This window comes from Variovorax sp. PEI5, assembly GCF_056679935.1.
On the sequence record NZ_CM155257.1, the window covers coordinates 899801 to 924683 of the forward strand.

20 protein-coding genes are annotated in these 24883 nt (G+C 72.2%); 14 read left to right on the forward strand and 6 right to left on the reverse strand.

All coding sequences use genetic code 11. The features are described from left to right. Positions 1-23 precede the first annotated feature (23 nt). Positions 24-989: a Bug family tripartite tricarboxylate transporter substrate binding protein gene (locus AC1MLT_RS04170; RefSeq protein ID WP_481034015.1), complete on the forward strand. Its 966-nt coding sequence runs from the start codon at positions 24-26 to the stop codon at positions 987-989. On the opposite strand, the gene AC1MLT_RS04175 is transcribed toward AC1MLT_RS04170, so the two are convergent. The 4 genes from AC1MLT_RS04175 to AC1MLT_RS04190 form a co-directional block, all read right to left on the reverse strand. Then, positions 961-4059, reverse strand: a complete 3099-nt coding sequence (locus tag AC1MLT_RS04175; protein WP_481034016.1) for an efflux RND transporter permease subunit — start codon at positions 4057-4059, stop codon at positions 961-963. The two genes, AC1MLT_RS04170 and AC1MLT_RS04175, sit on opposite strands and share 29 nt — an antisense overlap. Then, positions 4056-5183: an efflux RND transporter periplasmic adaptor subunit gene (locus AC1MLT_RS04180; RefSeq protein WP_481034017.1), complete on the reverse strand. Its 1128-nt coding sequence runs from the start codon at positions 5181-5183 to the stop codon at positions 4056-4058. Before AC1MLT_RS04180 ends, AC1MLT_RS04175 begins: the two co-directional genes overlap by 4 nt. Then, entirely contained in the window at positions 5180-6766 is a 1587-nt protein-coding gene (locus tag AC1MLT_RS04185; protein WP_481034018.1) for an efflux transporter outer membrane subunit, read from the reverse strand. The genes AC1MLT_RS04180 and AC1MLT_RS04185 overlap by 4 nt, the downstream gene beginning before the upstream one ends. Positions 6767-6893: 127 nt before the next feature. Further along, entirely contained in the window at positions 6894-7481 is a 588-nt protein-coding gene (locus AC1MLT_RS04190; protein ID WP_481034019.1) for a BPSL1445 family SYLF domain-containing lipoprotein, read from the reverse strand. Between the two features lie 200 nt (positions 7482-7681). Here AC1MLT_RS04190 and AC1MLT_RS04195 point away from each other — a divergent pair, with 200 nt between their 5' ends. Continuing rightward, positions 7682-9769: a PAS domain-containing protein gene (locus AC1MLT_RS04195; protein ID WP_481034020.1), complete on the forward strand. Its 2088-nt coding sequence runs from the start codon at positions 7682-7684 to the stop codon at positions 9767-9769. Positions 9770-9775: 6 nt separating this feature from the next. Here AC1MLT_RS04195 and AC1MLT_RS04200 read toward each other — a convergent pair whose 3' ends face one another. Beyond that, a complete protein-coding gene (locus AC1MLT_RS04200) occupies positions 9776-11314 on the reverse strand; it encodes a helicase HerA-like domain-containing protein (RefSeq protein WP_481034021.1) in 1539 nt (512 codons plus the stop codon). Between the two features lie 100 nt (positions 11315-11414). On the opposite strand from AC1MLT_RS04200, the gene AC1MLT_RS04205 reads away from it, so the two are divergent. The 12 genes from AC1MLT_RS04205 to fabG all read left to right on the forward strand — a co-directional run bounded on the left by AC1MLT_RS04205 (position 11415) and on the right by fabG (position 23920). Further along, positions 11415-11726 (forward strand): phosphopantetheine-binding protein, encoded by a 312-nt coding sequence (locus AC1MLT_RS04205; RefSeq protein ID WP_481034022.1) that lies wholly within the window; start codon positions 11415-11417, stop codon positions 11724-11726. A 75-nt stretch (positions 11727-11801) separates the two neighbouring features. After that, on the forward strand, positions 11802-12446 hold the full coding sequence (locus AC1MLT_RS04210) for a COG4648 family protein (RefSeq protein WP_481034023.1): 645 nt from the start codon (positions 11802-11804) through the stop codon (positions 12444-12446). Positions 12447-12634: 188 nt separating this feature from the next. Then, the gene (locus AC1MLT_RS04215) at positions 12635-14446 is read left to right on the forward strand and encodes an ApeI family dehydratase (RefSeq protein ID WP_481034024.1); all 1812 of its coding nucleotides are present in this window, start codon (positions 12635-12637) and stop codon (positions 14444-14446) included. Further along, on the forward strand, positions 14446-15408 hold the full coding sequence (locus AC1MLT_RS04220; RefSeq protein WP_481034025.1) for an LpxL/LpxP family acyltransferase: 963 nt from the start codon (positions 14446-14448) through the stop codon (positions 15406-15408). The genes AC1MLT_RS04215 and AC1MLT_RS04220 overlap by 1 nt, the downstream gene beginning before the upstream one ends. Continuing rightward, entirely contained in the window at positions 15380-15991 is a 612-nt protein-coding gene (locus tag AC1MLT_RS04225; RefSeq protein WP_481034026.1) for a LolA-related protein, read from the forward strand. The genes AC1MLT_RS04220 and AC1MLT_RS04225 overlap by 29 nt, the downstream gene beginning before the upstream one ends. Positions 15992-16026: 35 nt before the next feature. Next, positions 16027-18471 (forward strand): MMPL family transporter, encoded by a 2445-nt coding sequence (locus AC1MLT_RS04230; protein ID WP_481034027.1) that lies wholly within the window; start codon positions 16027-16029, stop codon positions 18469-18471. 140 nt (positions 18472-18611) lie between these two features. Beyond that, positions 18612-19454, forward strand: a complete 843-nt coding sequence (locus AC1MLT_RS04235; RefSeq protein WP_481034028.1) for a polysaccharide deacetylase family protein — start codon at positions 18612-18614, stop codon at positions 19452-19454. Next, a complete protein-coding gene (locus AC1MLT_RS04240) occupies positions 19451-20284 on the forward strand; it encodes a class I SAM-dependent methyltransferase (RefSeq protein WP_481034029.1) in 834 nt (277 codons plus the stop codon). The genes AC1MLT_RS04235 and AC1MLT_RS04240 overlap by 4 nt, the downstream gene beginning before the upstream one ends. Beyond that, positions 20281-20766 carry a hotdog family protein gene (locus AC1MLT_RS04245; protein ID WP_481034030.1) on the forward strand — a complete coding sequence of 162 codons (486 nt, stop codon included), beginning with the start codon at positions 20281-20283 and terminating at the stop codon, positions 20764-20766. Before AC1MLT_RS04240 ends, AC1MLT_RS04245 begins: the two co-directional genes overlap by 4 nt. Positions 20767-20795: 29 nt before the next feature. Beyond that, positions 20796-22112: a lipopolysaccharide biosynthesis protein gene (locus tag AC1MLT_RS04250; RefSeq protein WP_481034031.1), complete on the forward strand. Its 1317-nt coding sequence runs from the start codon at positions 20796-20798 to the stop codon at positions 22110-22112. A gap of 5 nt (positions 22113-22117) precedes the next feature. Beyond that, positions 22118-23113, forward strand: coding sequence for a glycosyltransferase family 2 protein (locus AC1MLT_RS04255; RefSeq protein ID WP_481034032.1), 996 nt, complete (start codon positions 22118-22120; stop codon positions 23111-23113). A 75-nt stretch (positions 23114-23188) separates the two neighbouring features. Continuing rightward, entirely contained in the window at positions 23189-23920 is a 732-nt protein-coding gene (gene fabG / locus AC1MLT_RS04260; RefSeq protein WP_481034033.1) for a 3-oxoacyl-ACP reductase FabG, read from the forward strand. 16 nt (positions 23921-23936) lie between these two features. Here fabG and AC1MLT_RS04265 read toward each other — a convergent pair whose 3' ends face one another. After that, entirely contained in the window at positions 23937-24833 is an 897-nt protein-coding gene (locus tag AC1MLT_RS04265) for a DUF7577 domain-containing protein (protein ID WP_481034034.1), read from the reverse strand. Positions 24834-24883 lie beyond the last annotated feature (50 nt).

Below are 24883 nucleotides of genomic sequence, written 5' to 3' on the forward strand. Positions count from 1 at the left end.
CGCTGGACATCGCTGGACATCTCATGAAAAGACGGACCCTCACGTGCCTGCTCGCGGCAGGCGCATTCGCCTGGGCGCTGCCCGCCGGCGCGCAGACCTATCCCTCGCGGCCGGTGAGGATCGTCGTGCCGCAGACGCCGGGCGGCGCCTCCGACACGCTGGCGCGCGTGGCCGGCCAGAAGCTCTCCGAGATGTGGGGGCAGCCGGTGGTGGTCGAGAACCGCGCCGGCGCCGGCGGCAACGTCGGCATGGAGGCCGTGCTGGCCGCGCCGGCCGATGGCTACACCCTGCTGATGACCTATGTCGGCACGCAGGCCATCAATGGCGCGCTCTACAAGGGCCTGCCCTTCGATCCGGGGCGCGACTTCCTGCCGGTGGCCACGCTGGCGACCGTGCCCTTCGTGCTCGTCGCCAAGACCGGCACGCCGTTGCGCACGGTCGGCGCCCTGGCCGATGCCGCGCGCCACGGCCGGATCACCTACGGCTCGGCCGGCAACGGCTCGGTCAACCACCTGCTCGGCGAGATGTTCGCGCGCGCGGCCGGGGTCGAGCTGGCCCACGTGCCCTATCGCGGCGCGGCGCCGGCGCTGCAGGACCTGCTGGGCGGGCAGATCGACGTCGTCTTCACCAGCCTGCCCTCGGTCGCGGGCCAGATCAGGAACGGCACGCTGCAGCCCATCGCCGTCACCAGCCGGCGCCGCGCGCCGTCGTTCGCCGCCATACCCACCGTGGCCGAGAGCGGCCTGCCGGGCTTCGACGTCAATCCGTGGTTCGGCCTGATGGCCTCGCGCAAGCTGCCGCGCGAGATCGCCGAGAAGATCAACCGCGACGTCAACACGGTGCTGCGCCAGGCCGACACCGCCGAGCGCTTCGCCGGCCAGGGCGCCGAGCCCTATGCCACCACCCCGGCCGAGTTCGCGGCCCTGCTGGCGGCCGACGTCGAGAAGTGGGGCGCGGTGGTCAGCGCCTCGGGCGCCAAGGTCGACTGAGGGTGCGGCGGATCCACTGCTCGAAGTCGTCGACATAGGTGAACACCGCCGGCACCACCAGCAGGCTCAGCACGGTCGAGGTGATCAGGCCGCCGATCACCGCCATCGCCATCGGCGAGCGGAAGCTCGAGTCGGCCGCGCTCCAGCCGAAGGCGATCGGCATCATGCCCGCGCCCATGGCGATGGTGGTCATGACGATCGGCCGGGCGCGCTTGTGGCAGGCGTCGCGCAGGGCGTCCCAGCGGCTCATCGGCGCGACCACCGGATGGCCGTCGGCGCCATCGTTGCCGCGCCGCGCCACGATCGCGTACTCCACCAGCAGGATCGAGTTCTTGGTCGCGATGCCCATCAGCATGATCAGGCCGATGAGCGAGGGCATCGACAGCGCCTTCTGCCCCAGCAGCAGGCCGACGAAGGCGCCGCCGAGCGCCAGCGGCAGCGCGCACAGGATGGTCACCGGGTGCAGGAAGTCCTTGAACAGCAGCACCAGCACGATGTAGATGCACAGCACGCCGGTCAGCATCGCCAGGCCGAAGCTGTTGAACAGTTCGGTCATGACCTCGGCATCGCCGACCTCGGCCACGCGCACGCCCGGGGGCAGGGTGCGGATCGAGGGCAGCGCCATGGCCGCCGTCTTGGCATCGCCCAGCCCGACGCCGGAGAGTTCGATCTCGAAGTTGACGTTGCGCGAGCGGTCGTAGCGGTCGATCACGGCCGGCCCGCCCTCCATCGTCAGGGCGGCGACCTGGCCGAGCATCACCGGCCCGCGCGCGCCGGGCACGGCCAGGCGCTCCAGCACCGCCAGGTCCTGGCGCGCCGAATCCTCCAGCTTCACCACGATCGGCACCTGGCGCTGGGCCAGGTTCAGCTTGGGCAGCAGCTGGTCGTAGTCGCCGACCGTGGCGATGCGCAGCGTCTCGGCGATCGCCGAGCTGGTCACGCCCAGGTCGGCGGCGCGCGCGAAGTCCGGGCGCACCGCGATCTCGGGGCGGATCAGGCTGGCGGTCGAGGTGATCGCGCCCAGGCCGGCAATGGTGCGCAGGTCGCGCTCGACGGCGCGCGCGGCGCCGGTCAGCGCCACCGGGTCCTCGCCGCTCAGCGCCAGCACGTACTTCTCGCCCGAGCCGCCCAGCCCGACGGTGCTGCGCACGCCCGGCAGCGACTCGAGCGCCTGGCGGATGTGGTCCTCGATCACCTGCTTGCGCGGCCGCTCGCCGCGCGCATCGAGCTTGATGGTGAGCGTCGCCTTGCGGGTCTCGGGCGTGCTGAAGCCGGCGAAGGGGTCGCCGCCGGCGCTGCCGCCGCCCACCGTGGTGTAGACGCTGCGTACGTGCTCGACGCGCATCAGGCGGGTGCGCGCCTCCTCGGCCGTGGCGCGGGTCTGCGCCAGCGTGGCGCCGGGCGCCAGCGAGAGGTAGACCTGCGTCTGCGAATTGTCGTCCGGCGGGATGAAGCCGGTCTTCAGCAGCGGGATCATGGCGAGCGAACCGGCGAAGAACAGCGTCGCCAGCGCCATCGTGATCAACCGGTGGCGCATGCACCACTCGGCCATGCGCATGTAGACGCGCAGCCAGCCGGCCTCCTTCTCCTGGCCGACGATCGGCTTGAGCAGGTAGGCCGCCATCATCGGCGTGAGCACCCGCGCCACCACCAGCGAGGCGAACACCGCCAGCGAGGCGGTCCAGCCGAACTGCTTGAAGAACTTGCCCGCCACGCCGCTCATGAAGGCGGTCGGCAGAAACACCGCGATCAGCGTGAAGGTGGTGGCGATCACCGCCAGCCCGATCTCGTCGGCCGCCTCCATCGCCGCGTCGTAGGGGCTCTTGCCCATGCGCAGGTGGCGCACGATGTTCTCCACCTCCACGATGGCATCGTCCACCAGGATGCCGATCACCAGCGACAGCGCCAGCAGCGAGATGACGTTGATCGAGAAGCCCAGCAGATGCATGCCGATGAACGCCGGGATCACCGACATCGGCAGCGCGACGGCCGAGACGAAGGTCGCGCGCCAGTCGCGCAGGAACAGCCACACCACCACCACCGCCAGGATCGCGCCCTCGTAGAGCAGGTGCAGCGAGCCGTCGTACTCCTCCTGCACCGGCTCGACGAAGTTGAAGGCCTCGGTGAGCTGGATGTCCGGGTGCTGCGCGCGCAGCTCCACCAGTGCCTGCTGGATCAGCGCGCCGACCGCGACCTCGCTCTGGCCCCGGCTGCGCGCGACCTCGAAGCCGACCACCGGCCGGCCGTCGAGCAGGGCGGCCGCGCGCGGCTGGGCGATGGTGTCGGTGATGCGCGCCACCTGGTCGAGCCGGATGCGGCGGCCGTCCGACAGTGGGATCTGGATGGCGCGCAGGGCGTCGGCCGAGCGCACCGTGGCCAGCGTGCGCACCGGCTGCTCGCTGCCGCTCAGGTCGGCGCGTCCGCCCGCGCTCTCGGTCTGCACCAGCCGCAGCTGGCGCGAGATGTCGGCGGCGGTGGCGCCCAGCGCCTGCAGCCGCGCCGGATCGAGATCGACGTGGACCTGGCGCGTGACGCCGCCCACGCGGTTGACGGCGCCCACGCCCGGCAGCGCCAGCAGCTTCTTCGTCACGTCGTTGTCGACGAACCAGGACAGCGCCTGGTCGTCCATCCTCGAGGACGCGATGGTGAAGGCCAGCACCGGCTGGGCCGCGAAGTCGAGCTTGGTGATGACCGGATCGCGGACGTCGGCGGGCAGGTCGGCGCGCACGCGCTGCACCGCCGAGCGGACGTCGTCGACCGCCTCTTGCACCGGCTTCTCCAGCCGGAACTCGATGATCAGCGTCACCGCGCCGTCCTGCACCTTGGTCGTGATGTGCTTCAGGCCGGTGACGGTGGCGATCGAGTTCTCCAGCTTGCGCGCGACATCGGTCTCCAGCTGGGATGGCGACGCCCCCGGCAGCGCCGCCGACACGGTCACCGTCGGCAGGTCGATGTCGGGAAAGTTCTGCACCTTCATGGCGTTGAAGGACAGCAGGCCGCCGAAGGTCAGCAGCACGAACAGCATCACCGCCGGGATCGGGTTGCGGATCGACCAGGCCGAGACGTTCATGGCGCCACCCGCACCAGGTCGCCGTCGTTGAGGAAGCCGGCGCCCTGCACGACCACGCGCGCGTCGGCCGCCAGCGGCGTCAGCACCTCGACCCGGTCGCCGACGCGGCGTCCGGTCTCGATCCTCAGCTGCGCGACCCGGCCGTCGGGCTGCATCAGCATCAGGTGGTTGAAGCCATCGCGCGGCACCACCGAGGTCTGCGCCACGGTGGCGGCGCGGGTCTGGCCGAGCTGGAAGTCGCCGCGCGCGAACATGCCGGCCTTGAAGCTGCCGCCGCCGCCGGTCACCGGATCCTGCGTGACGGCCGGCAGGTCGACATACACCAGCGCGGCGCGCGTCTGCGGGTCGACGGTCGGCGCGATGCTGCGGACGCGGCCGCGCACCTGCGCGCCGCCCGGGCTCGTCACCACCGCCGGCGTGCCGACGGCGAGGCGGCCGAGCTCGGCCGCCGTGACCTCGGCGCGCCACTCGAGGCGGCCCTGGCGGATCAGGCGGAACAGTTCGGTGCCGGCGCCCACCACGCCGCCCACCGTCGCCACGCGGGCCGAGATGACGCCGTCGTCCGGCGCCAGCACGCGGGTGTTGCGCCCGCGCACCTGCTGCGCCGCCAGCACCGCCTCGGCGGCCGTCACGCGCGCCCGGGCGGTCTGCTCGGCGGTCTGGTACTGGTTGATCTGCTGCTGGCTCAGGGCGCCGGTCTGGGCCAGGGTGCGGGCGCGCGCGGCATTGCCGGCGGCATCGGCGGCGGTGGCGCGGGCCTCGGCCAGGGCGGCGCGCGACTGGGCGACATCGGCGTCGATGGTCTCGGGCGCGAAGCGCGCCAGCACCTGGCCCTTCCGCACCACGTCGCCGACGTTGACGCGCACCTCGGCCAGCCGCAGGCCGTTCGATTCGGAGCCGACGATGGCCTCCTGCCAGGCGGCGACATTGCCATTGGCCGCCAGGGTGACGGTGAGCTCGGTGATCTCCGGCGCCGCGACCGTGACGGTGAGCACGGGGCGCGGCGGCGGCGCCGTCTCCTGCGCGAGCCGGCGCTCGCGCGCCAGCCAGTAGGCGACGCCGCCAGCCACCACGAGCAGGGCCGCGAGCAGGACGATCAGGGTGGAACGGGACGGTGTCTTCATGGGGGCGTGGCGGAGGTCGGGAGGGGCGGGAGCGATGGGGCGGTGGCCGTGCCGGTGTCCGGGCGCGTCCAGCCGCCGCCGGTGGCGCGATACAGCGCCACCCAGGCCTCGGCGCGTTCGCGCTGCAGCGCCACGCGCGCGGTCTGGGTCGCGAACAGGGTGCGGCGCGCGTCCTCCAGTTCGAACAGGGTGGCCAGCCCGCTGTCGTAGCGGGCCTGCGTGGCGTCGAACGAGACCTGGTAGTTGCGCACGGCGGTATCGGCGTCGCCGGCGCGGGCTCCGGTGCCCTCCAGGTTCACCAGCGCCTCCTCGACCTCGCGGACCGCCTGGCGCACGCCGGCACGGTAGAGCGCCACGGCCTCCTCGTAGCGGGCGCGGGCGCCCCGCGCATTGGCCGCGCGGATGCCGCCATCGAAGATCGGCAGGCTGATCGCCACCGGGCCGATGGTCCAGGTCTGCAGCGACTGGTGCACGCCGCCGCTGCGCAGCTGCAGGGCGGCGATCGAGCCCTGCAACGCGAGGCCGGGATAGCGTCGGGCCTCGGCGACGCCGACATCGGCGCTGGCCGCCGCCACGGCCTGCTCGGCGGCATAGACGTCGGGGCGCTGGGCCAGCACCCGGGCCGGCACGCTGGCGATGGCCGTCACCGGTGGCGCGCCGCGATCGGCGGGCGCGGCATCGAGCCGGGCATCGAGCGCGACGCCGTCGATCGCCGTCAGCGCCGCCAGTCCCTTGCGCAGCAGGGCGCACTGCACGCGCTGCTGCGTCAGCCGCGCCGAGGCATCGGCCGCGCTGGCCCGGGCCAGCGCGGCGCTCGCCGGTGCCGTGAAGCCGGCGCGGGCCGACAGGTCGGTGAGGCGGGCGGTCTCGCCGCGCGAGCGGGTGTCGTCGCCGGCCACGGCGAGCTGGCGCCGGCAGGCCCGTTCGGCGAAATACAGGTTGGCGGTCTCCGCCGCCACGGCGACGCGGGCGTCGTGCCAGCGCGCATCGACACCGCGCAGTCGCGCATCGGCGGCATCGCGGCCGGCGCGCAGGCCGCCGAACAGGTCGAGTTCCCAGCGCGATTGCGCGGCGGCCTGCAAGGTCGTCAGGCCCGGCAGCGAGGCGCCATCGCCGCCGGCGGCGACACCGGTGGCGAAGGGGGAGTTGCTGCGTTGCGCCGACAGCGTGCCGTCGAGCGTGGGCAGCAGCGCCGCGCCGGCCTGCGTGCGCGCCGTGCGGGCCTCGGCGATGCGCGCGGCGGCGCTGGCGACATTCGGGCTGGCGGCCTGCGCGGCATCGATGAGCAGGCCCAGGAGCGGATCGTCGAACTGCCGCCACCAGTCCGCCAGCGCCGCCGTCGAGCCACCATGGGGCAGGTCGGCGGCCGGGACGCCCGCCGTGGCCACCGGCGCCGGCGCCGGCGCGGCGGATTCGGGCGTCGCTGGCGAGGCGTTCCAGCGCACCGGCGCGGGCATGTCGACCGCCGCCGGCGGGCGGGCCAGACCGCAGGCCGTCAGCAGGATCGACAGCAGCAGGGCCGGCAGGACCCGCGCGCCGGATCCGGCCGGACGAGGGGGCGCGGGTGGTGTGGAGGACGTCATCCGGTCGGATTGGAGCATGGGAACGGGCGACGACCCGAAATGCGAAAAGGCTAAGGGCCGGTCACCGGACCCGCGCATCGCGCGGGCCGGTCACCGGCCCTGGCTCGGAACCCCGGGAGGAGGCTGCTTAGAGCGAGATCTCGCTGATCTTGGCGCCCTGCACCGACACGCCGGCTTCCAGGCCGACATTGGTCAGCACGAAGCCCACCACCGGCTGGCGGATGGTGTTGGTGTCGACCGCGCCATTGGCACCGATCGTGGCCAGGGCGACGGTGGCGTCGGCGCCGGCGGTCCAGCCCTTGCTGTTGCGGAACTTCATCAGCGATTCCTGGGTGGTGAACAGGTAGATCACCGCCTTGGACTGGGCACCGGCCTGGAAGCCGATGGAGCCGGCCGTGGTGCTGTAGTAGGCCTGCGTGCGGCCGCCGGTGCGCAGCACGCCGCGTCCGTATTCGGCGCCGACGCCCAGGCTCGCGCCGACGACGGCCGGGAACACCAGGACACCCTGCGACTTGGCGACCAGTTCGCGCGAGCCCGGCACGGTCGAGTACAGCTTGGACAGCGCGGCATCGGCCTGGGCGTCGAGCGACGAGCGGCTGGAGGCGTTCGATCCCATGTCGCCCGGGCGCGTGGTCGTGCAGCCGACGAAGACCGTGCTGCAGGCGGCGACGGCGGCGATGGTGGCGATGGAGCGGAGGCGGGTGGTGACTTGCATGTGACGAGATTCCTGAAGGTGAACCAGACCGGGTCCTGTCGCCGTGATCGGCGATCGATGGTCTGTGGGCGCATCCTAGTGGTCCTTGGCACCGGTTGGGTGCGGTGTGGCGAGTTGACGAAACTCGCCTACGCCAAGTCGGGAGATCGGGAGCGCCCGTGCCGGCGGTGCCGTCCTTCTCAATTGTTGCTCCTGCCACCATGACGTCAGACATCCCGGCCTTCCCCCCGATCCAGGACGCCCTTGGCGCATTGCTCGCCGGACGCGACTGGACGACCACCCCCCTGGGGCACCCGGATCGCTGGCCGGCCGTCGTCCGTAGCACCCTGGCGACCTGGCTCGACTCGCCACAGCCGATGTGCATGGCCTGGGGTGCCGACCTGCGCTTCTTCTTCAACGCGGCCTATGCGCCGATGCTGGGCGCGCGCGTCGGCTCGGCGATGGGCCAGCCCTTCAGGGAGGTCTGGCCCGATGTCTGGGCGGACATCGAGCCGATCGTCGAGCGGGCCCTGGCCGGCGTCGGCAGCCGCTTCGACGAGATGCCGCTGACCATGACGCGCAACGGCTATCCGGAGGAGACCTGGTGGACCTTCACCTACCAGCCATTGCGCGACGAGGAGGCCCGGGTGATCGGCATGCTGTGCACCACCACCGACGTCACCGCCCAGGTGCTAGGCCGGCGCCAGGCGATGCGCGAGCGCGAGCGCCAGCAGCGCCTGCTGCAGCAGATGCCGGGCTTCGTCGCCGTGACCACGGGACCGGGGCATGTCTTCGCCTATGTCAACGATGCCTTCAGGCGCATCGCCGGCGAGCGCGACTTCATCGGTGGCACGGTGCGCGACGTCTTCCCGGAACTGGCGTCGCAGGGCTTCTACGAGATGATCGACGCGGTCTATGCCACCGGCCGGCCGAACGTGGTGCGCAGCCACCCGCTGCGCCTGAGCGGCGATGCCCAGGACCGGTACATCGATCTGCTGTGCCAGCCGACCTTCGACGAGACCGGCGCCATCCATGGCCTCTTCTGCGGCGGCTACGAGGTGACCGAGGGCGTGACGGCCACGGCCGGGCTGCGCCGCCTCAACGAGACGCTGGAGCAGCGCGTCGAGGAACGCACGGCCGACCTGATGCGGGCGCAGGACGCCCTGCGGCAATCGCAGAAGCTGGAGGCGGTCGGCCAGCTGACCGGCGGCATCGCGCACGACTTCAACAACCTGCTGACCGTCATCGGCTCGTCGGTCGAGCTGATGCGCCGCCACGATGTCTCCGAGGCGCGGCGCCATCGCTACATGGATGCCATCGCCGACACCGTGCGCCGCGCTTCCCGGCTGACCGCCCAGCTGCTGGCGTTCGCGCGCCGGCAGCCCTTGCGGCCCGAGGTGTTCGATGTCACGAGCCAGGTGAAATCGGTGGCCGAGCTGATCCGCCCTCTGGTCGGCGCCCGGATCGAGATCCGGATCGAGGGCATCGCGAGCGGCTGCCTGGCCAAGGCCGACATCAACCAGTTCGGCACCGCCCTGATGAACCTGGCGGTGAACGCGCGCGATGCCATGGACGGCGAGGGCCGCCTGACCCTGCGTGTCGCCGGGGTCGATGCCCTGCCACCCGCGCCGGGCCACGTCGGCGCGGCGGGCCGCTACGTGGCCGTCACGGTCGCCGACACCGGCACCGGCATCGCCCCCGGGCAACTGGGTGCCGTCTTCGAGCCGTTCTACACCACCAAGGGCGTGGGCAAGGGCACCGGGCTCGGCCTGAGCCAGGTGCATGGCTTCGCGCAGCAGTCGGGGGGCGACGTGCGGGTGGCGAGCGAGCTCGGAGCCGGCGCCGCCTTCACGCTTTACCTGCCGCGCGCCAGCGGCGTCGTGCCGCCGGCGATGTCCGGGGATGCCGCGCCGGATCCGGCGTCGTCGCCCGGCGCCGGGACCTCGGTGCTGGTGGTGGAGGACGACCAGGCGGTCGGACGCTTCTCGACCGAGGTGCTGCACGACCTCGGCTATCGCACCACCTGGGCCACCGACGCCGCGCAGGCGCTGGCGCTGCTGGCCGAGGACAACCTGCGCTTCGACCTGGTGTTCTCGGATGTGATCATGCCGGGCATGGATGGCGTCGAATTCGCCCGCCGGGTGCGCGAGCGCTATCCGGGCCTGCCGGTGGTGCTGACCAGTGGCTACAGCACCGCCCTGGTCGAGCAGGGCTCGCGCGGCTTCGAGCTGGTGCAGAAACCCTATTCCGTCGAGGCCCTGTCGCGCGTGCTGCGCCAGGCGATGGCGACGCGCGCGGCGGCCGGCTAGGTGGGGTCAGCGGCGCTTCTTGCCGCCGAAGATGCCGCCGAGCACGCCGCGCAGGATCTCCCGCCCGACGCTGGTGCCGATGGTGCGCACGGCCGATCGCGCCATGGTCTGTGCCAGGCCGTCATGTTTGCCGCCGCGCGGTCCGGTATGGCCGAACAGCAGGTCGTTGAGGCCACCCATCAGTCCGCCACCGGCCGCGCCGGAGTCCTCGGGCGCCGGCGACGATGCGGGGGTGGCCGGCGGCGACGGGCTCGGGGCGCCGGACGTGGCGGTCGTGCGCTCCTGCAGTTTCTCGTAGGCCGATTCCCGGTCCACGGTCTGCTCGTAGACGCCCGCGACCAGCGAGCCGGCCCGCAAGGCCTGGCGCTCGTCGGCCGTGAGCGGGCCGAGCCGGCTGCCCGGGGGCAGCACGAACACGCGCTCGGTCACGCTCGGGCGGCCCTTCTCGTCGAGCAGGCTGACCAGGGCCTCGCCGACGGCGAGTTCGGTGATCGCGGCTTCCAGGTCGAGGCCGGGGTGCGGCCGCATCGTCGAGGCCGCCGCCTTGACGGCCTTCTGGTCGCGCGGCGTGAAGGCGCGCAGCGCGTGCTGGACGCGGTTGCCGAGCTGGGCCAGCACGGCATCGGGGATGTCCAGCGGGTTCTGCGTCACGAAGTAGACGCCGACGCCCTTGGAGCGCACCAGCCGCACGACCAGCTCGATGCGCTCGACCAGCGCCTTGGGCGCGTCCTTGAACAGCAGGTGCGCCTCGTCGAAGAAGAAGGCCAGCCGGGGCTGCTCCGGATCGCCGATCTCCGGCAGCTGCTCGAACAGTTCCGACAGCATCCACAGCAGGAAGGTGGCGTAGAGGCGCGGGGCGTTCATGAGCCGGTCGGCCGCCAGCACGTTGACCACGCCGCGGCCGTCGACCGTCTGCATGAAATCCTGGATGTCGAGCATCGGCTCGCCGAAGAAGCGATCGCCGCCCTGGCCCTCGATGCGCAGCAGCCCACGCTGGATGGCGCCGATGCTCGCCGCGCTGACGTTGCCATAGGCGGTGGTGAAGCGGCTGGCGTTGTCGCCGACGTGCTGCAGCATCGCGCGCAGGTCCTTCAGGTCGAGCAGCAGCAGGCCATGGTCGTCGGCGATGCGGAACACCAGGTCGAGCACGCCGGCCTGGGTCTCGTTGAGGTCGAGCATGCGGCCCAGCAGCAGGGGCCCCATGTCGGAGACCGTGGCGCGCACCGGGTGGCCCTGCTCGCCGAAGACGTCCCACAGCGCGACCGGGCAGGCGAGGGGAGCGGGTGGCTCGATGCCGCGTTCGGCCAGCGTCGCGGCCAGCCTGCCGCCGATCGCGCCACGCTGGCCGATGCCCGCGAGATCGCCCTTGACGTCGGCGACGAACACCGGCACGCCGAGGCCCGAGAGCCGCTCGGCCAGGGTCTGCAGCGTCACCGTCTTGCCGGTGCCGGTGGCGCCCGTGATGAGCCCGTGGCGGTTCGCCATTCCGGGCAGCAGGAAGCATTCGGTCGCGCCGTGGCGGGCGATCAGGAGCGGTTCGGCCATGGAGACTCCGGCGTGGTCGGGCCGGCCAGTCTAGCGAAAGTGGCCTCCTATAATTCGGCGCCCTCGCGGGCATTCCTCGTCCTCGTTTTCAGGAGCTTGCGTGTCATCGATTCCCCCCACCGTTTCCGCCGTCGACAGTCCTTCCGGGCAGACGCCCCTGGAGCACGAGCTCGCCGTCCTGCTGGTCGATTCGCTCAACCTCGAAGTCGCTGCCGCCGAGGTCGATCCCAACGCACCGCTCTACGGCGAGGGCCTGGGCCTGGACTCGATCGACATCCTGGAGGTGGCCCTCGAGGTCTCGCGCCGCTATGGCTTCCAGCTGCGCTCCGACGACGAACGCAACCAGCAGATCTTCCAGTCGCTGCGCACGCTCGCCACGCACGTCGAGCAGAACCGCGCCGCGGCCGCCTGAATGGCCCGCCCGCACGCGCGGCCGATTTCGGCGCCGGCCCGGCCGCGCGAGCCTCGCCGGCTGCCGGACTGACGCATGTCGCGCTGGCGCCTGGCCTCGATGCTGCTGGCGGGCATCGCCTACGCCGGCCTCTCCCACTGGATGATGGTCCGCCATCCGCATGCGCCATGGGCCATGGCGGTGCTGCTCGGCCCGCTCTGGCTGACCGCGCTGGGCCTGGGTGGGGCGCGCTTCGGCGCCTGGGGCGTGGCGGCGGCAGTGGTCGCCGGTGGCGCGGCCGTCTGGCTGATCGCCGATGGCGCGGTGGGCGATCCGGACCGGCTGTACGTGCTGCAGCACTTCGGCATCAACGCCGTCCTCGGCTGCTGGTTCGGCGGCACCCTGCGTGGCGACCGGCTGTCCCTGATCGGCGAGTTCGCGAGTCGCGTCCAGCCGATGGAGCCCGGCCTGCGCGAATACACGCGCCAGGTCACGTGGGTCTGGACCGGCTACTTCGCGCTGACGGCGCTGGGGTCGATCGCGATCTACCTGTGGCTGCCGTTCGCGGCCTGGTCGCTGTGGGCCAACGTCGTCAGTCCGGTGCTGGTGGGCGTGCTGTTCGTGGGCGAGCATCTGCTGCGGCATCGGATCCATCCTGAATTCCAGCGCACCCGCATGATCGATGCGGTGCGGGCCTTCTACGGCGTGTCCTCGGTCGCCGAGCCACCGGCCAAGTCCTGAGGGAGCCGGCGACCGCGCGATCGGCCGATCCCCCGCGGACCCGCGCGACGCCCGGCACCCTCGAGCGACCCTTTTCATCCTTTTCCCGCCCGTCCATCCCGCGTCCCCATCCCGCAGACTCCCCAGCACCCGCAGGCCCCGGCATGTCGAACGATCCGTCTTCCACTCCCACCCCTTCCTCGTCCACCATGACGTCCACGACCGCCGCCGGCCTGCCGGCGCCGCTGCTGCCGCTGCTGGCGGAGCGCGACCTCGACGCGCCGCTGGCCTGGTGCGCCGGCACGCCCGTGAGCGCGCGCACCTTCCTGGCCGACGTGGCCTGGCTGGCGGCCGGCATCGCCGCGCGCATGCCGGCCGGCGGACCGGTCATCAACCTGTGCAACGACCGCTATGCCTTCGCCGTCGCGCTGGGCGCCGCGCTGGTGCGCGGGCAGCCGAGCCTGCTGCCGCCCGATGCCCGGCCCGACACGCTCGCGCGGCTGCGGCAGTCGCATGGCGACCTGGTCGCGCTGACCGACGAGCCTTCGCTGGAACTGCCCGGCCTGCCGCGGGTGCTGGTGCCGTTCGGCGCCGCCGGTGCCGGCGGCGCCCGGGTGACGACCGCGGGGGAGGGGGCCGAGACGACGCTCGCGGTGCCCGGCATCCCGGCGGAGCTGCATGCGGTGAGCCTGCTGACCTCCGGCTCGACCGGCGTGCCGCAGCCGCACGCCAAGCGCTGGACCACCCTGTGCGGCGATGTCGCCGCGGCGGTCGGCCGGCTGGCCCAATGGATCGATCGGCCCTCGATGGCCGGCCTGACGCTGGTGGCGACCGTGCCGGTGCAGCACAGCTACGGCCTCGAATCCTCGGCGCTGCTGGCGCTGCTGGGTGGCGCCGCGTTCGACAGCGGCCGGCCGTTCTTCCCGGCCGACATCGCCGCCGCGCTGGCCTCGGTGCCCCGGCCGCGCGCGCTGGTCACCACGCCGTTCCACCTGAAGACGCTGCTGCTCTCGGGCATCGAGCTGCCGCCGGTCGAGCTGATCCTGTCGGCCACCGCGCCGCTGTCGCCGCAGCTCGCGGCGCAGGCCGAGGCGGCCATGGGCGGCGTGCTGGTCGAGATCTATGGCAGCACCGAATCGGGCCAGGTCGCCGCGCGGCGGCCGACGGTCAGCGAGGTCTGGGAGAACTTCGGCGGGATCCGGGTGCGCGCCGAGACGGCGGCCAAAGGCGCGGAGCCGGCGGCCGGTCCCGGCGCCACCGAGCGCTTCGTCTTCGAGGGCGACTTCATTCCCCAGCCGACCCCGATGGCCGACGTGCTGGAGCTGCTGGACGACCGGCGCTTCCGCCTGCTCGGGCGTTCCAACGACCTGATCCACGTGGCCGGCAAGCGCAGCTCGCTCGGGCACCTGAACTACCACCTCAACAGCATCGCCGGCATCGCCGATGGCGCCTTCTGGCTGCCCGACGAGCAGGCCGACGCGGTGGTGCGGCCGGTGGCCTTCGTCGTCGCGCCGACGCTCGACGCGGCGGCGGTGGTCGCGGCGCTGCGCCAGCGCATCGAATCGGTGTTCGTGCCACGGCGCGTGGTGCACGTGGCGGCGCTGCCGCGCGAGGGCACCGGCAAGCTGACGGCGCGCGCCCTGCGCGAGTTCGCGCTGGCGCAGCTCGCCGGCGACGACACCCCCGTGCGCGTGACGCACGAGGTGCCGCTCGACCATCCGGCCTTCGCCGGCCATTTCCCCGGCCAGCCGCTGCTGCCGGGCGCGCTGCTGGTGGCCGAGGTGACCGAGGTCCTGCGGCGGGTGCCGGCGATGGTCGCGCGACTCGGCGCGATGCCGACACTCGCCGCCGTCAAGTTCCTGGCGCCGGTGCGCCCGGGCAGCGAACTGCTGATCGAACTGCTGCCCGAGACCGGCGCCGCGCGCGGCGTGCGCTTCGAGGTGCGCCAGGGCGACACGGTGGCCGCCAGCGGGCGCTGGGTCGCGGGCGCCACCGCCCCGGCGCCGGCGGAGCACGGCTGATGGAGCAGACGGCGGGCGACTGGACCCGCATGCCCGAGCGCAGCAACATGCTGGCGCTGCGCTTCATCTGCTGGGTCGCGCTGACGTTCGGCCGCCGCGCCACGCGCTGGCTGCTGCCGCCCGTGTGCGCCTATTTCCTGGTCTTCGCGCCGGCGCAGCGTCGCCATGTCATGCGCTACCTGCGGCGCGCCATCGGACCGCGCGCCGGCTGGCTCGATGCCTATCGGCTCTTCCACTCGTTCGCCTCGACCGTGCTCGACCGCACCTACCTGCTGCGCGGGCGGCTCGACCTGTTCGACGTCCGCGTCACCGGGCACGCGCCGGTGGAGGCCGAGGCCGTCGCCGGCCGGGGGGCCTTCCTGATCGGCGCGCACTTCGGCAGCTTCGAGGCCCTGGGCGCCTGCAAGCAGCAGAGCGCGGATCAGGAGGCGCTGCGCGTGGCGATGCTGATGTTCACCGGCAACGCGCGGCGCATCGTCGCCATCCTGGACGCGATCAGCGTGCCGGCGATGCGTCCGCACGTCATCGCCCTGGGCCAGCCGCATTCGATGCTCGCGCTGCGCGACTGGCTCGATGGCGGCGGGCTCGGCGGCATGCTGGCCGATCGCACCCTGCCGGCCGACGACGGTCCGTCGGCGCCGCCGCGCGAGCATCGCGGCGGCACGGTCATGGTGCCTTTCCTCGGCCGGCCGGCCGCCTTCAACGACGGTCCGTTCCGGCTCGCGGCGATGCTGCGGCGCCAGGTGTTCTTCATGGCCGGCGTCTACCTCGGCGGCGGCCGCTACGATGTGACGTTCGACCCGCTGATGGATTTCAGCGAGCGCGTGAAGGACCCGGCGGAACGCGAACGGCGCATCCGGACGGCGGTCGAAGCCTATGTCGCGCGACTCGAAGCGCTGTGTCGCGCCCACCCCTACAACTGGTTCAACTTCCATGATTTCTGGCTCGAAGACACGCCTTGATCCGCTGCGGCCGACCCGCCGCGCCAGCCGCTGCGCGGCCCTCGCCGCGCTGCTGTGGCTGGCCGCGGCACCGGCCTGGGCCTTCGACCTGCCCGAACTCATGGGCCTGCTGTCGCGGCAGAAGCAGGCCGAGGCCCGCTTCGTCGAGCAGCGCTACGTGCGCGGCTTCGACGGTCCGCTCCAGGCCAGCGGCACCCTCAGCTTCACGGCGCCCGACCAGCTGGTGCGCCGCACCACCTCGCCCCGGCCGGAGACCATGGCCGTGGATGGCAACAACCTGACGCTCACGCGCAGCGGCCGCACCCGCTCCATGACGCTCGACAGCGTGCCCGAGCTGCTCGGCCTGGTCGAGGCGATGCGCGCCACGCTGGCGGGCAACTCGTCGGTCCTGACGCGCTACTTCAAGCCCAGGCTCGATGGCACCGCCGCGCAGTGGACGCTGGACCTGGCGCCGGTCGATGCCCGCCTGGCGGCGCAGATCGACGGCTTCCGCCTGAGCGGGCGCGGTGGCGAGGTGCTGGGCGTCGAGATGGAGTTCCGCGGCGGCGACCGCTCGGTCATGACCATCTCGCCCAACCGATGAGGCGGCCCGCCGGTTCGCGCGTGCCAGCGCCCCCGATGGATGCGGGACCGGGGCGGCTGCGGCGCGCGCTGGTGCTGCTCGCGTGGCTGGCGGCGATGCTGGCCGGCGTGGCGGTGATCGCGCGCACGCCCTTCAGCGCCGATCTCTCGGCCTTCCTGCCCGCCAGCCCCGATGCGCGTCAGCGGGTCCTGATCGAGCAGCTGCAGAGCGGCGTCGCCTCGCGCACCCTGATGGTGGGCGTGGAGGGCGGCAGCGGCGCGGCGCAGCGGGCCGACATCTCGCGCGCGCTGGGCCGCGCGATGCGCGCGAGCGGACTCTACGAACAGGTGCAGAACGGCGACACCTCCGACTGGCAGGAGGCCGGCACGCTGGTCTTCGACCGCCGCTACCAGCTCTCGCCGGATGTCTCGCCGGAGCGCTTCGAGGTCGACGGCCTGCGCGACGCCATCACCGACACGATCTCGATGCTGGGCACGCCGGCGGGCAACCTGATGCGGCCGCTGTTCGAGCGCGACCCGACCGGCGAGACCGCGCGCGTCGCGGAGATGCTGATCCCGGCGACCTCGCCGCGCACCGAGGAGGGCGTCTGGGTGTCGCGCACGACGCCGCGCGCGCTGCTGCTGGCGACGACCCGGGCCTCGGGCAGCGACATCGATGCCCAGGCGCAGGCGGTGGCGCGCATCCGCAGCGAATTCGACCGTGCCGTCGCGGCGTCGTCCGCCGCCGGTCCCGCCTCCGGCGCCGCGGGCGCCACGGCCACGGCGCCCCGGCTGCTGCTGAGCGGCACGCCCGTGTTCTCGGTCGAGAGCCGGGACAAGATCAAGGGCGAGGCGGTCCACCTGGCCATCGTCGGCGCCCTGGTGATGGGCGCCTTGCTGCTGCTGGCCTTCGCCTCGCCGCGCGCGCTGGTGATCGCGGTGCTGCCGGTGCTCACCGGCGTGGTGGCCGGGACCGCGACGGTGGGGCTGGTCTTCGGCTCGGTGCACGGGCTGACGATGGGCTTCGGCAGCACGCTGATCGGCGAGACCGTCGACTACGCCATCTACTACCTGATCCAGGCCCGTGGCGCGGCGCTCCCGGGCACCGGCTGGCAGCGCTGGCGCGACCTGAACTGGCCGACCGTGCGGCTCGGGCTGCTGACCTCGGTGGTGGGCTTCGCGGCACTGCTGTTCTCGGGCTTCCCGGGCCTGGCGCAGCTGGGCGTGTTCTCGATCGCCGGCCTGGTGGCCGCCGCCTTCGTCACGCGCCACGGCCTGCCGGTGCTGGCGCCCGATGGCGCCACCGGCATGGGCATGCGCCACCGCATGGCACAACTCGCCGGCGGCATCGTGCGACTGCTGCCGCGCCTGCGTCTGGCCTTCGTGGTGCTGGGACTGGGCGCGCTGGGTCTGATGGCCTGGCAGGGTGGCCACCTGTGGCGCGCCAACCTGGCCTCGATGAGTCCGATCGCGCCAGCCGCGCTGGCGCTCGACGCCAGCCTGCGCGAGGACATCGGCGCCAGCGACGGCGGCACCCTGGTGGTGGTGCAGAGCGACGACCTGCAGTCCGCGCTGCGCGCCACCGAGGCCGCCGGCGAGCGGCTCGACGCCCTGGTGGCGCAGGGACAGCTCGCCGGCTACGAGAGCGTCGCCCGGCTGCTGCCGAGCGAGGCCACGCAGCGCGCCCGTCTGGCCAGCCTGCCGGACGCGACGATCCTGCGCGCTCGGCTGGCCGAAGCCAGCGTCGGCCTGCCGCTGGCGCCCGGTCGCCTGGAACCCTTCGTCGCCGCCGTCGAGGCGGCGCGTGCCTTGCCACCCCTCACGCGGGCCGATTTCGGCGAGAGCGCGCTGGCGCCGGTGGTGCGGGCGCTGCTGTTCGAGCGGCCGGGCGGTGGCTGGGCCTCGCTCATCGCGCTGCATCCGACCGAGCGCTTCGAGTCCGCCGGGCTGGTCGCCGCGCTGGCGCCGTTGCCGCAGGTGCAGGTGGTCGACATCGGCCGCGAGCTCGGCAGCCTCTACGACCGCTACCTGCACGAGGCCTTCGTCCAGGTGCTGCTGGGCGCGACGGCGGTGGTGGTGCTGCTGGGGCTCTACCTGCGCTCGCTGCGACGGCTGGTGGCGGTGTGCCAGCCGCTGCTGCTCGCGGTGATCCTGACCCTCGGCGGCATGGCGGCGCTGCAGGTGCCGCTGGGCATCCTGCACCTGGTGGGCCTGCTGCTGATCGTGGCGGTCGGCTCCAACTACGCGCTGTTCTTCGACCAGCTGCGCGTCACCGGTCGCGCCGACGAGGACACCCTGGCCTCGCTGATGCTGGCCAACCTGACGACCGTGGTGTCCTTCGGCCTGATCGCCATCTCCGACATCCCGGCCCTGTCGGCCATCGGGCGCGTGGTGGCGCCGGGGGCCTTGCTGGCGCTGCTGCTGTCGGCGGCGTTCGCGCGTGGCGCGCCGGCCGGTGGCCCGGCCGGCCATGTCGACGCGCCGGCTGCGGGACCGCGCTGAGCCGGGGACCGACGAGCGCGTCCCGACGCTCCGCCGCCCGCCCGTCGCCGCGCCGTCCGCTCCAGCCAGCCCGCCCACCCGCATCGCCACTTCCGCGTCCTCGCCGCACACGCCATATCCGCCCACCGATCCAGCCCGCCATGTCCTCCTCCGACCGAGCCCCGCATCCCATCGTCCCGGCGCCCGGGCGCTGGCCGCTGCCGCCCCTGGTGACCGCCAGCGCCGGCCTGCATGCCGTGGCACTGGGTGCCGCCGTGGGCGTGCCCGGCGCGCTGCCCTGGGCGATCGGGGCGGTGGCGCTGAACCATGCCCTCATCACCGGCATCGGCCTGACGCCGCGCAGCCGGTGGCTGGGCGACAACGTCACGCGGCTGCCCGCCGCCGCCGCCGGCCGGCGCGAGATCGCGCTGACGATCGACGACGGCCCCGACCCCGAGGTCACGCCACGGGTGCTGGACCTGCTCGACGCGCAGGGCCAGCGGGCGACCTTCTTCTGCATCGCCGAGCGCGCGCTGGCCCATCCCCGGCTGGCGCGCGAGATCGTCGAGCGCGGCCACAGCGTGCAGAACCACACTGCGCGCCATCGCCACGACTTCTCCTTCCTCGGTCCGCGCCGCTACGTGGCTGAGATCTCGCGCGCGCAGTCGCTGCTGGCGGACATCACGGGCGAGACGCCGACCTGCTTCCGCGCCCCCGCCGGCCTGCGCAATCCGTTCCTCGCCCCGGTGCTGCACCGGCTCGGCCTGCGGCTGGTGAGCTGGACGCGCCGCGGATTCGACACCCGCGAGCGCGATCCGCGGCGGGTGCTGGACCGGCTGACGCGCGATCTCGCGCCCGGGGACATCCTGCTGCTGCACGACGGCAACGCCGCGCGCACGGCAGCAGGGCGGCCGGTGGTGCTCGAGGTGCTGCCGCGCCTGCTCGAACGTTTCGCAACCGACGGCCTGCATGCCGTCACCTTGAACCAGGGACTCACCGAATGAAGGTCGACGCATCGCCACGCGCCGCGCCCGCCGGCGCTCAACCCGCCGCCGCGCCCGCCGGTACCCAGCCACCCGCCGCCGATGCCGCCTGGCACCGCCTGCACGACGACGCCACCGCGCCCTATCGCCAGGCCGGCCGCTTCGCCTGGCACTTCGCGCGCGGCAAGCTCGGCCGCGACCCGGTCTTCCGCGGCCTGATCGAGCGCGGGCTGGTCGGTCCGCAGCGCGCCCGCGTGGTCGACATCGGCAGCGGCCAGAGCCTGATCGCCAGCCTGCTGTCGGTGGCCGCGGCGATGCAGGCCCGCAGCGAATGGCCGGCGCGCTGGAGCGCCACGCCGGCGCGGATCGACTACACCGGCATCGAGCTGATGCCCAAGGACGTCGCGCGCGCGCGGGAGTCGCTGCGCCACCTGCGGCCGCCGCCGAACCTCGTGTGCGCCGACATGTGCCGCGCCGAGCTGCCGGCCTGCGACCTGGTGGTGATCCTGGACGTGCTGCACTACGTCGACCTGCCGGCGCAGGAGGAGGTGCTGCGCCGGGTGCGCGACGCGCTCGGCCCGGGCGGACGATTGCTGCTGCGCATCGGCGACGCGTCGAGCGCGCGCGGCTTCGCGGTCAGCCAGTGGGTCGACCGCACCGTGACGCGCGTGCGCGGCCATCGCGTCTCGCCGACCTGGGGCCGCACCCTGCCCGAATGGATGGCGCTGCTGGCCCGCCTCGGCTTCACCGTCCAGAGCCTGCCGATGAGCGAGGGCACGCCGTTCGCCAACGTGCTGCTCGTCGCCGATCTTCCCGCCGCCCCTGGTGGCGCCCAACCCCGTCCGACATGACCCCACCCCAGACCCTCGACCGCGCCGGCATCGCCCGGCGCATCCCCCACAGCGGCACCATGTGCCTGCTCGACCGCCTCGAAGCCTGGGACGACGTGGCCATCCGCTGCACGACCGGCAGCCATGCGCGTCCCGACAACCCGCTGCGCACGGCCAGCGGCCTGCTGGCTCCCAATCTGGTCGAGTACGCGGCGCAGGCCATGGCCCTGCACGGCGGCCTGCTCGCGCCGCCCGACGCCGAGCCCTCGGCGGGTTTCCTGGCGAGCGCGCGCAATGTGCGCTTCGGCGTCGCACGCTTCGACGACATCGCCGGCGACCTGCACATCGAGGCGCGCCGACTGTCGGGTGATTCACAACAGATTCTTTATGAATTCGTGGTGAAAGACGCGAACGATCACTTTCTGTGCGAGGGAAGGGCCGTCGTGGTCCTGAATCGATCCTTGCCTCCACCTTCTACGGGCAAAATAAGTGTCTGTTTGTAAATCGGCGAAGCTGCCGTGAAGAAAACTCAATGAAAACGCTGCTGCGGCGTGTGCGATCACACCCCAGGTACTCCAAGATCTTCGAATGGGGCATGCTGATCTCGGTCATGGGCTCCGCGCAGATGATGATCCAGGGCCTGGGTCTGCTGAGCGGCTTCCTGATCGTCCACATGCTGACGACGGAGGAGTACGCCTACTACACGCTGGCCTACACGATGTTCGGCACCCTGGTGGCGCTGGCCGACGCGGGCATCTCCAACGGCGTGCTGGCGCATGGCGCCAAGAACTGGCGCGACGAGCAGGCGCTCGGCAAGGTCGTCGTCACCGGCATCGCGCTGCGCCGCAAGTTCGCGCTCATCAGCCTGGCGGTATCGTTCCCGATCCTGTTCGTGCTGCTGACGCGGCACGGCGCGGCATGGCAGTTCTCGCTGCTGATCCTGCTGGCCCTGGGCCCGACGTTCTACGCCTCGCTGACCGAGGACCTGCTCGAGATCCCGTCCAAGCTGCACCAGGACATCCTGACCTTGCAGAAGAACCAGCTGGTCGCCAACGGCGGACGCCTGGTGTTCCTGGGCATCGGCCTGTTCGCGCTGCCCTGGGCCGCCATGGCCATCCTGGCCAACGGCCTGCCACGCATCTGGGCCAACATCCAGCTGCGCAAGATCGCCGAGAAGTTCACCGACTTCTCCCAGCCCGAACAGGCGCAGATCCGGACCGACATCCTGAAGATGGTGAAGCGGGCACTGCCCGGCGCGATCTACTACTGCCTGTCGAGCCAGCTGTCGATCTGGCTGATCTCCATCTACGGCAACACCGAGTCGATCGCCCAGATCGGCGCGTTGGGACGGCTGGCGGCCATCCTGACGGTCGTCGGCGCCATGTTCTCGACCCTGATCGTCCCGCGCTTCGCGCGCCAGCCCGAGCGCGCGGCGGGCCTGCTGCGCAGCTTCTTCCTGGTGATGGCGGTGCTGGTGCTGATCTGCGTCATCGGCTCCGGTCTGGCCTACCTGTTCCCGGAGCAGATGCTGTTCCTGCTCGGCAAGAACTATGGCGGCCTGAACGAGGAACTGTTCCTGAGCGTCCTGGGCAACTGCATCTCCATGGTCGTCGGCGTGGTCTACGCGCTGCTGATCTCGCGGACCTGGATCCTCATGCCGGTCATCAACATCAGTCTGAGCATCCTGATGCAGATCCTCCTGATCTCGACCCTGGATCTGTCCAACGCCAAGGGCGTGCTGATCTATTCGTTGTTGAACGCGTTGTGGGCCCTGGCGATGTATGCGGCCTATTTTTTCTTCCGGATCGCCATCCTGAGGAAATCGGAAAAAACCGCTGCGGCCACCTGAAAGCCATGATCCCCCCGGAATATTCGATCGTCATGCCGGTGTACCGGCGCATCTATGGATTCGGGGAGGCCCTGCAGTCCGCGCGCGATGTCGCGGGCTGTACCGAGATCGTCGTCGTCGACGACAACTCGGACCACGACCAGTTCGAATCGATCTGCGCCGCGACCGGGGATCCGCGTGTCCGCTATGTCAGGAACGAGCAGAACCTCGGCCTGTTCGGCAACTGGAACCGCGGCATCGAACTGGCCCGGGGCAAGTTCGTCTCGGTCCTGTGCAGCGACGACCTGGTCTGTCCGGACGCCTACACGCGATTCCTGGATGCCTACGGCACCGACCCGACCATCGATGTCTTCTTCGGCTCGTTCTGCACCTTCTCCGAGCACATCGACGACGCCGTCGTGCTGCGCGAGTTCCCGTCCGGTCCGATGCCGTGGACGGACCTGGTGGCCGATGCGATCGAGAACGGTCCGGGTTTTCCGGTGCTGTCGATCATCCGCCGCTCCAAGGCATTGCAGATGCCCTTCGTCGCGCGTCCGCACAGCGGCAACGACTGGCTCTGGATCTACGCCAACGCCTCGCAGCTGCAGCTCCACGCGATCGACCGGCCGATCAACTACTGGCGCCGCCATCCCGACCAGGACGCCCAGAACTCGCAGCCCATCACCACCGACTGCTGGCCGCTCATGTACCAGGAGATGGCGCGGCAGCTGCGCGCCATCGGCGACCCGCGCGCCGAACGGGCGCGGCGCTGCGCCAAGGGCGTGATCCTGAACTGGCTGCTCAACGACCATCGCGAGCGCGACAACCACTGCGTGCGGCTGCTCGACACGCGAGCGGCGTCGCAGCACACATTCATGGCGGCCACGCTGGAGATCGTCGCCGAGGACCGGCTGCTCGAGGGTCTGCTCAAATCGCGGCCGGGCTCGCGGATGTACTACAACCTCGGGCGGCTGGTGCGCAAGTCCAGGTTCTATCCTTCGCCCTACGGCAAGACCAGCTGAGCCCGCCGGCCCGTCGACGCCCGCCATCCCTCGTCTTTCGTCCTTCGACCCTCGTCACTCGTCCATCGACTGCCCATGACCCTCCTCGGAAAACGCGCGCTCGTCACCGGCGCCAGCGGTGCGCTCGGCACCGCCATCGCCCACCGCCTCGCCCGCGACGGCGCCACCGTGCTGCTGCACGCCAGTTCGCGCCCCGAGGCCATCGAGAGCCTGGCCGAGACCCTCCGCGCGGCCGGCGGCACGGCCGAATGCCATGTCTTCGACCTGCGCAGCGACGAGGCCACGGCCGCCGGCTGCGCGGCCATGCTCGCGGGTGGTCCGGTGCAGATCGTCGTCAACAACGCCGGCGTCCACGACGATGCCGTGATGCCCGGCATGCGGGCGGAGCAATGGCACAAGGTGATCGACGTCTCGCTCAACGGCTTCTTCCGCGTCACCCAGCCGCTGCTGCTGCCGATGATGCGCACGCGCTGGGGCCGCATCCTGAACATCTCCTCGGTCGCCTCGCTGACCGGCAACCGCGGCCAGGTCAACTATGCCGCCGCCAAGGGCGCGCTCAACAGCGCCACCAAGTCGCTGTCGCTCGAGGTCGCCTCGCGCGGCGTCACGGTCAACGCGATCGCACCGGGCATCATCGCCTCGCCGATGGCCGATGCCGTGTTCGACCCGGCCGTGATCCAGCAGATGGTGCCGATGAAGCGCGCCGGGACGCCCGACGAGGTGGCCGCGCTGACGGGCTTCCTGGCCGGTCCCGATGCCGCCTACATCACCGGCCAGGTGATCTCGATCAACGGCGGCATGATCTGAGTCCGGGGCGGCGCACTCAGCAGTTGGCCCGGATGCTCCGGATCACCGTCTGCCCGCCGATGCGCTCGGTCCGCACCAGCGCGACCCCCTCGCACACCGTGCGCGTCGCGCGATAGGTGTAGCGCGCCTCGACGGCCTGGGCATCGATCTGCCGGATCGAGCGCACCTCCAGGGGCTCGTTGAACGATCCATAGAACTGCGTCATGCGCGCTCCCGAGAAGCGGCCGATGTCGCGCTTGGCCGGCGTGATGACCGCCGCCGCGGCCTGGCCGTCGCCCGCCGCCAGGGCGCCATAGAAGGCGGCGACGACGCGCGTCGGGGTGTCGGGGCCGAGATCGTCGCGCGCCATCGGCGCGGGCACCAGCGGGGTCAGGGGCGGGGCGGAAGGTGCCGGGGTGGTGCTCCGGTTGGTGACGCCGTCGACCAGTTCCTCCGCCTTGTCCAGCCATTCCCAGGGGGCCGGCTTGGCCTCCGATGGCGATGCGGTGGCGGCCGCCTCCGGTCGCGCGCCGGATTCCGGAGTGGCCGCAGTGGCCGGCGTGGCCGGAGCCGACGCCACGCGCCGTTCCGCTGCCGGGCGTTCGACCCGGGGCGCGGATGCGTCGGTGCCGTCGCGGGATCGCAGGACATACCAGCCAGCCGCCGCCGCGAGGGCGACCAGACCGGCCACGCCCAGCGTCAGCCAGAACGCCGGCGTTTCCGCCACCGAGGCCACGCCACCCACGGGCCGCGCCACGCCCACGGCCGGACCGCGCATGGCGCCGGATGTCACGCCCAGGGTCTCGAGCGCCGAGGGGCCGGTCGCGACGAAGGCCGGCAGTCGACCCGCGCAGCCGATGCAGAACATCGCCGTGGCGCGATTGGACGTTCCGCAGTGTTCGCAGACGACCGGCATGCCGTGGAGCTCCTTCAAGGTGTGAGTGCTTTCAGCTTACTACGCATCGGGGTATGCCCGAGGGCGAG

What these genes read in the sequence shown, in the direction of transcription:
- AC1MLT_RS04170 (WP_481034015.1), top strand. Translation starts at nt 24, where the DNA reads ATGAAAAGACGGACCCTCACGTGCCTGCTCGCGGCAGGCGCATTCGCC.
- AC1MLT_RS04175 (WP_481034016.1), bottom strand. Translation starts at nt 4,059, where the DNA reads ATGAACGTCTCGGCCTGGTCGATCCGCAACCCGATCCCGGCGGTGATG.
- AC1MLT_RS04180 (WP_481034017.1), bottom strand. Translation starts at nt 5,183, where the DNA reads ATGAAGACACCGTCCCGTTCCACCCTGATCGTCCTGCTCGCGGCCCTG.
- AC1MLT_RS04185 (WP_481034018.1), bottom strand. Translation starts at nt 6,766, where the DNA reads ATGACGTCCTCCACACCACCCGCGCCCCCTCGTCCGGCCGGATCCGGC.
- AC1MLT_RS04190 (WP_481034019.1), bottom strand. Translation starts at nt 7,481, where the DNA reads ATGCAAGTCACCACCCGCCTCCGCTCCATCGCCACCATCGCCGCCGTC.
- AC1MLT_RS04195 (WP_481034020.1), top strand. Translation starts at nt 7,682, where the DNA reads ATGACGTCAGACATCCCGGCCTTCCCCCCGATCCAGGACGCCCTTGGC.
- AC1MLT_RS04200 (WP_481034021.1), bottom strand. Translation starts at nt 11,314, where the DNA reads ATGGCCGAACCGCTCCTGATCGCCCGCCACGGCGCGACCGAATGCTTC.
- AC1MLT_RS04210 (WP_481034023.1), top strand. Translation starts at nt 11,802, where the DNA reads ATGTCGCGCTGGCGCCTGGCCTCGATGCTGCTGGCGGGCATCGCCTAC.
- AC1MLT_RS04215 (WP_481034024.1), top strand. Translation starts at nt 12,635, where the DNA reads ATGACGTCCACGACCGCCGCCGGCCTGCCGGCGCCGCTGCTGCCGCTG.
- AC1MLT_RS04220 (WP_481034025.1), top strand. Translation starts at nt 14,446, where the DNA reads ATGGAGCAGACGGCGGGCGACTGGACCCGCATGCCCGAGCGCAGCAAC.
- AC1MLT_RS04225 (WP_481034026.1), top strand. Translation starts at nt 15,380, where the DNA reads ATGATTTCTGGCTCGAAGACACGCCTTGATCCGCTGCGGCCGACCCGC.
- AC1MLT_RS04230 (WP_481034027.1), top strand. Translation starts at nt 16,027, where the DNA reads ATGGATGCGGGACCGGGGCGGCTGCGGCGCGCGCTGGTGCTGCTCGCG.
- AC1MLT_RS04235 (WP_481034028.1), top strand. Translation starts at nt 18,612, where the DNA reads ATGTCCTCCTCCGACCGAGCCCCGCATCCCATCGTCCCGGCGCCCGGG.
- AC1MLT_RS04240 (WP_481034029.1), top strand. Translation starts at nt 19,451, where the DNA reads ATGAAGGTCGACGCATCGCCACGCGCCGCGCCCGCCGGCGCTCAACCC.
- AC1MLT_RS04245 (WP_481034030.1), top strand. Translation starts at nt 20,281, where the DNA reads ATGACCCCACCCCAGACCCTCGACCGCGCCGGCATCGCCCGGCGCATC.
- AC1MLT_RS04250 (WP_481034031.1), top strand. Translation starts at nt 20,796, where the DNA reads ATGAAAACGCTGCTGCGGCGTGTGCGATCACACCCCAGGTACTCCAAG.
- AC1MLT_RS04255 (WP_481034032.1), top strand. Translation starts at nt 22,118, where the DNA reads ATGATCCCCCCGGAATATTCGATCGTCATGCCGGTGTACCGGCGCATC.
- fabG (WP_481034033.1), top strand. Translation starts at nt 23,189, where the DNA reads ATGACCCTCCTCGGAAAACGCGCGCTCGTCACCGGCGCCAGCGGTGCG.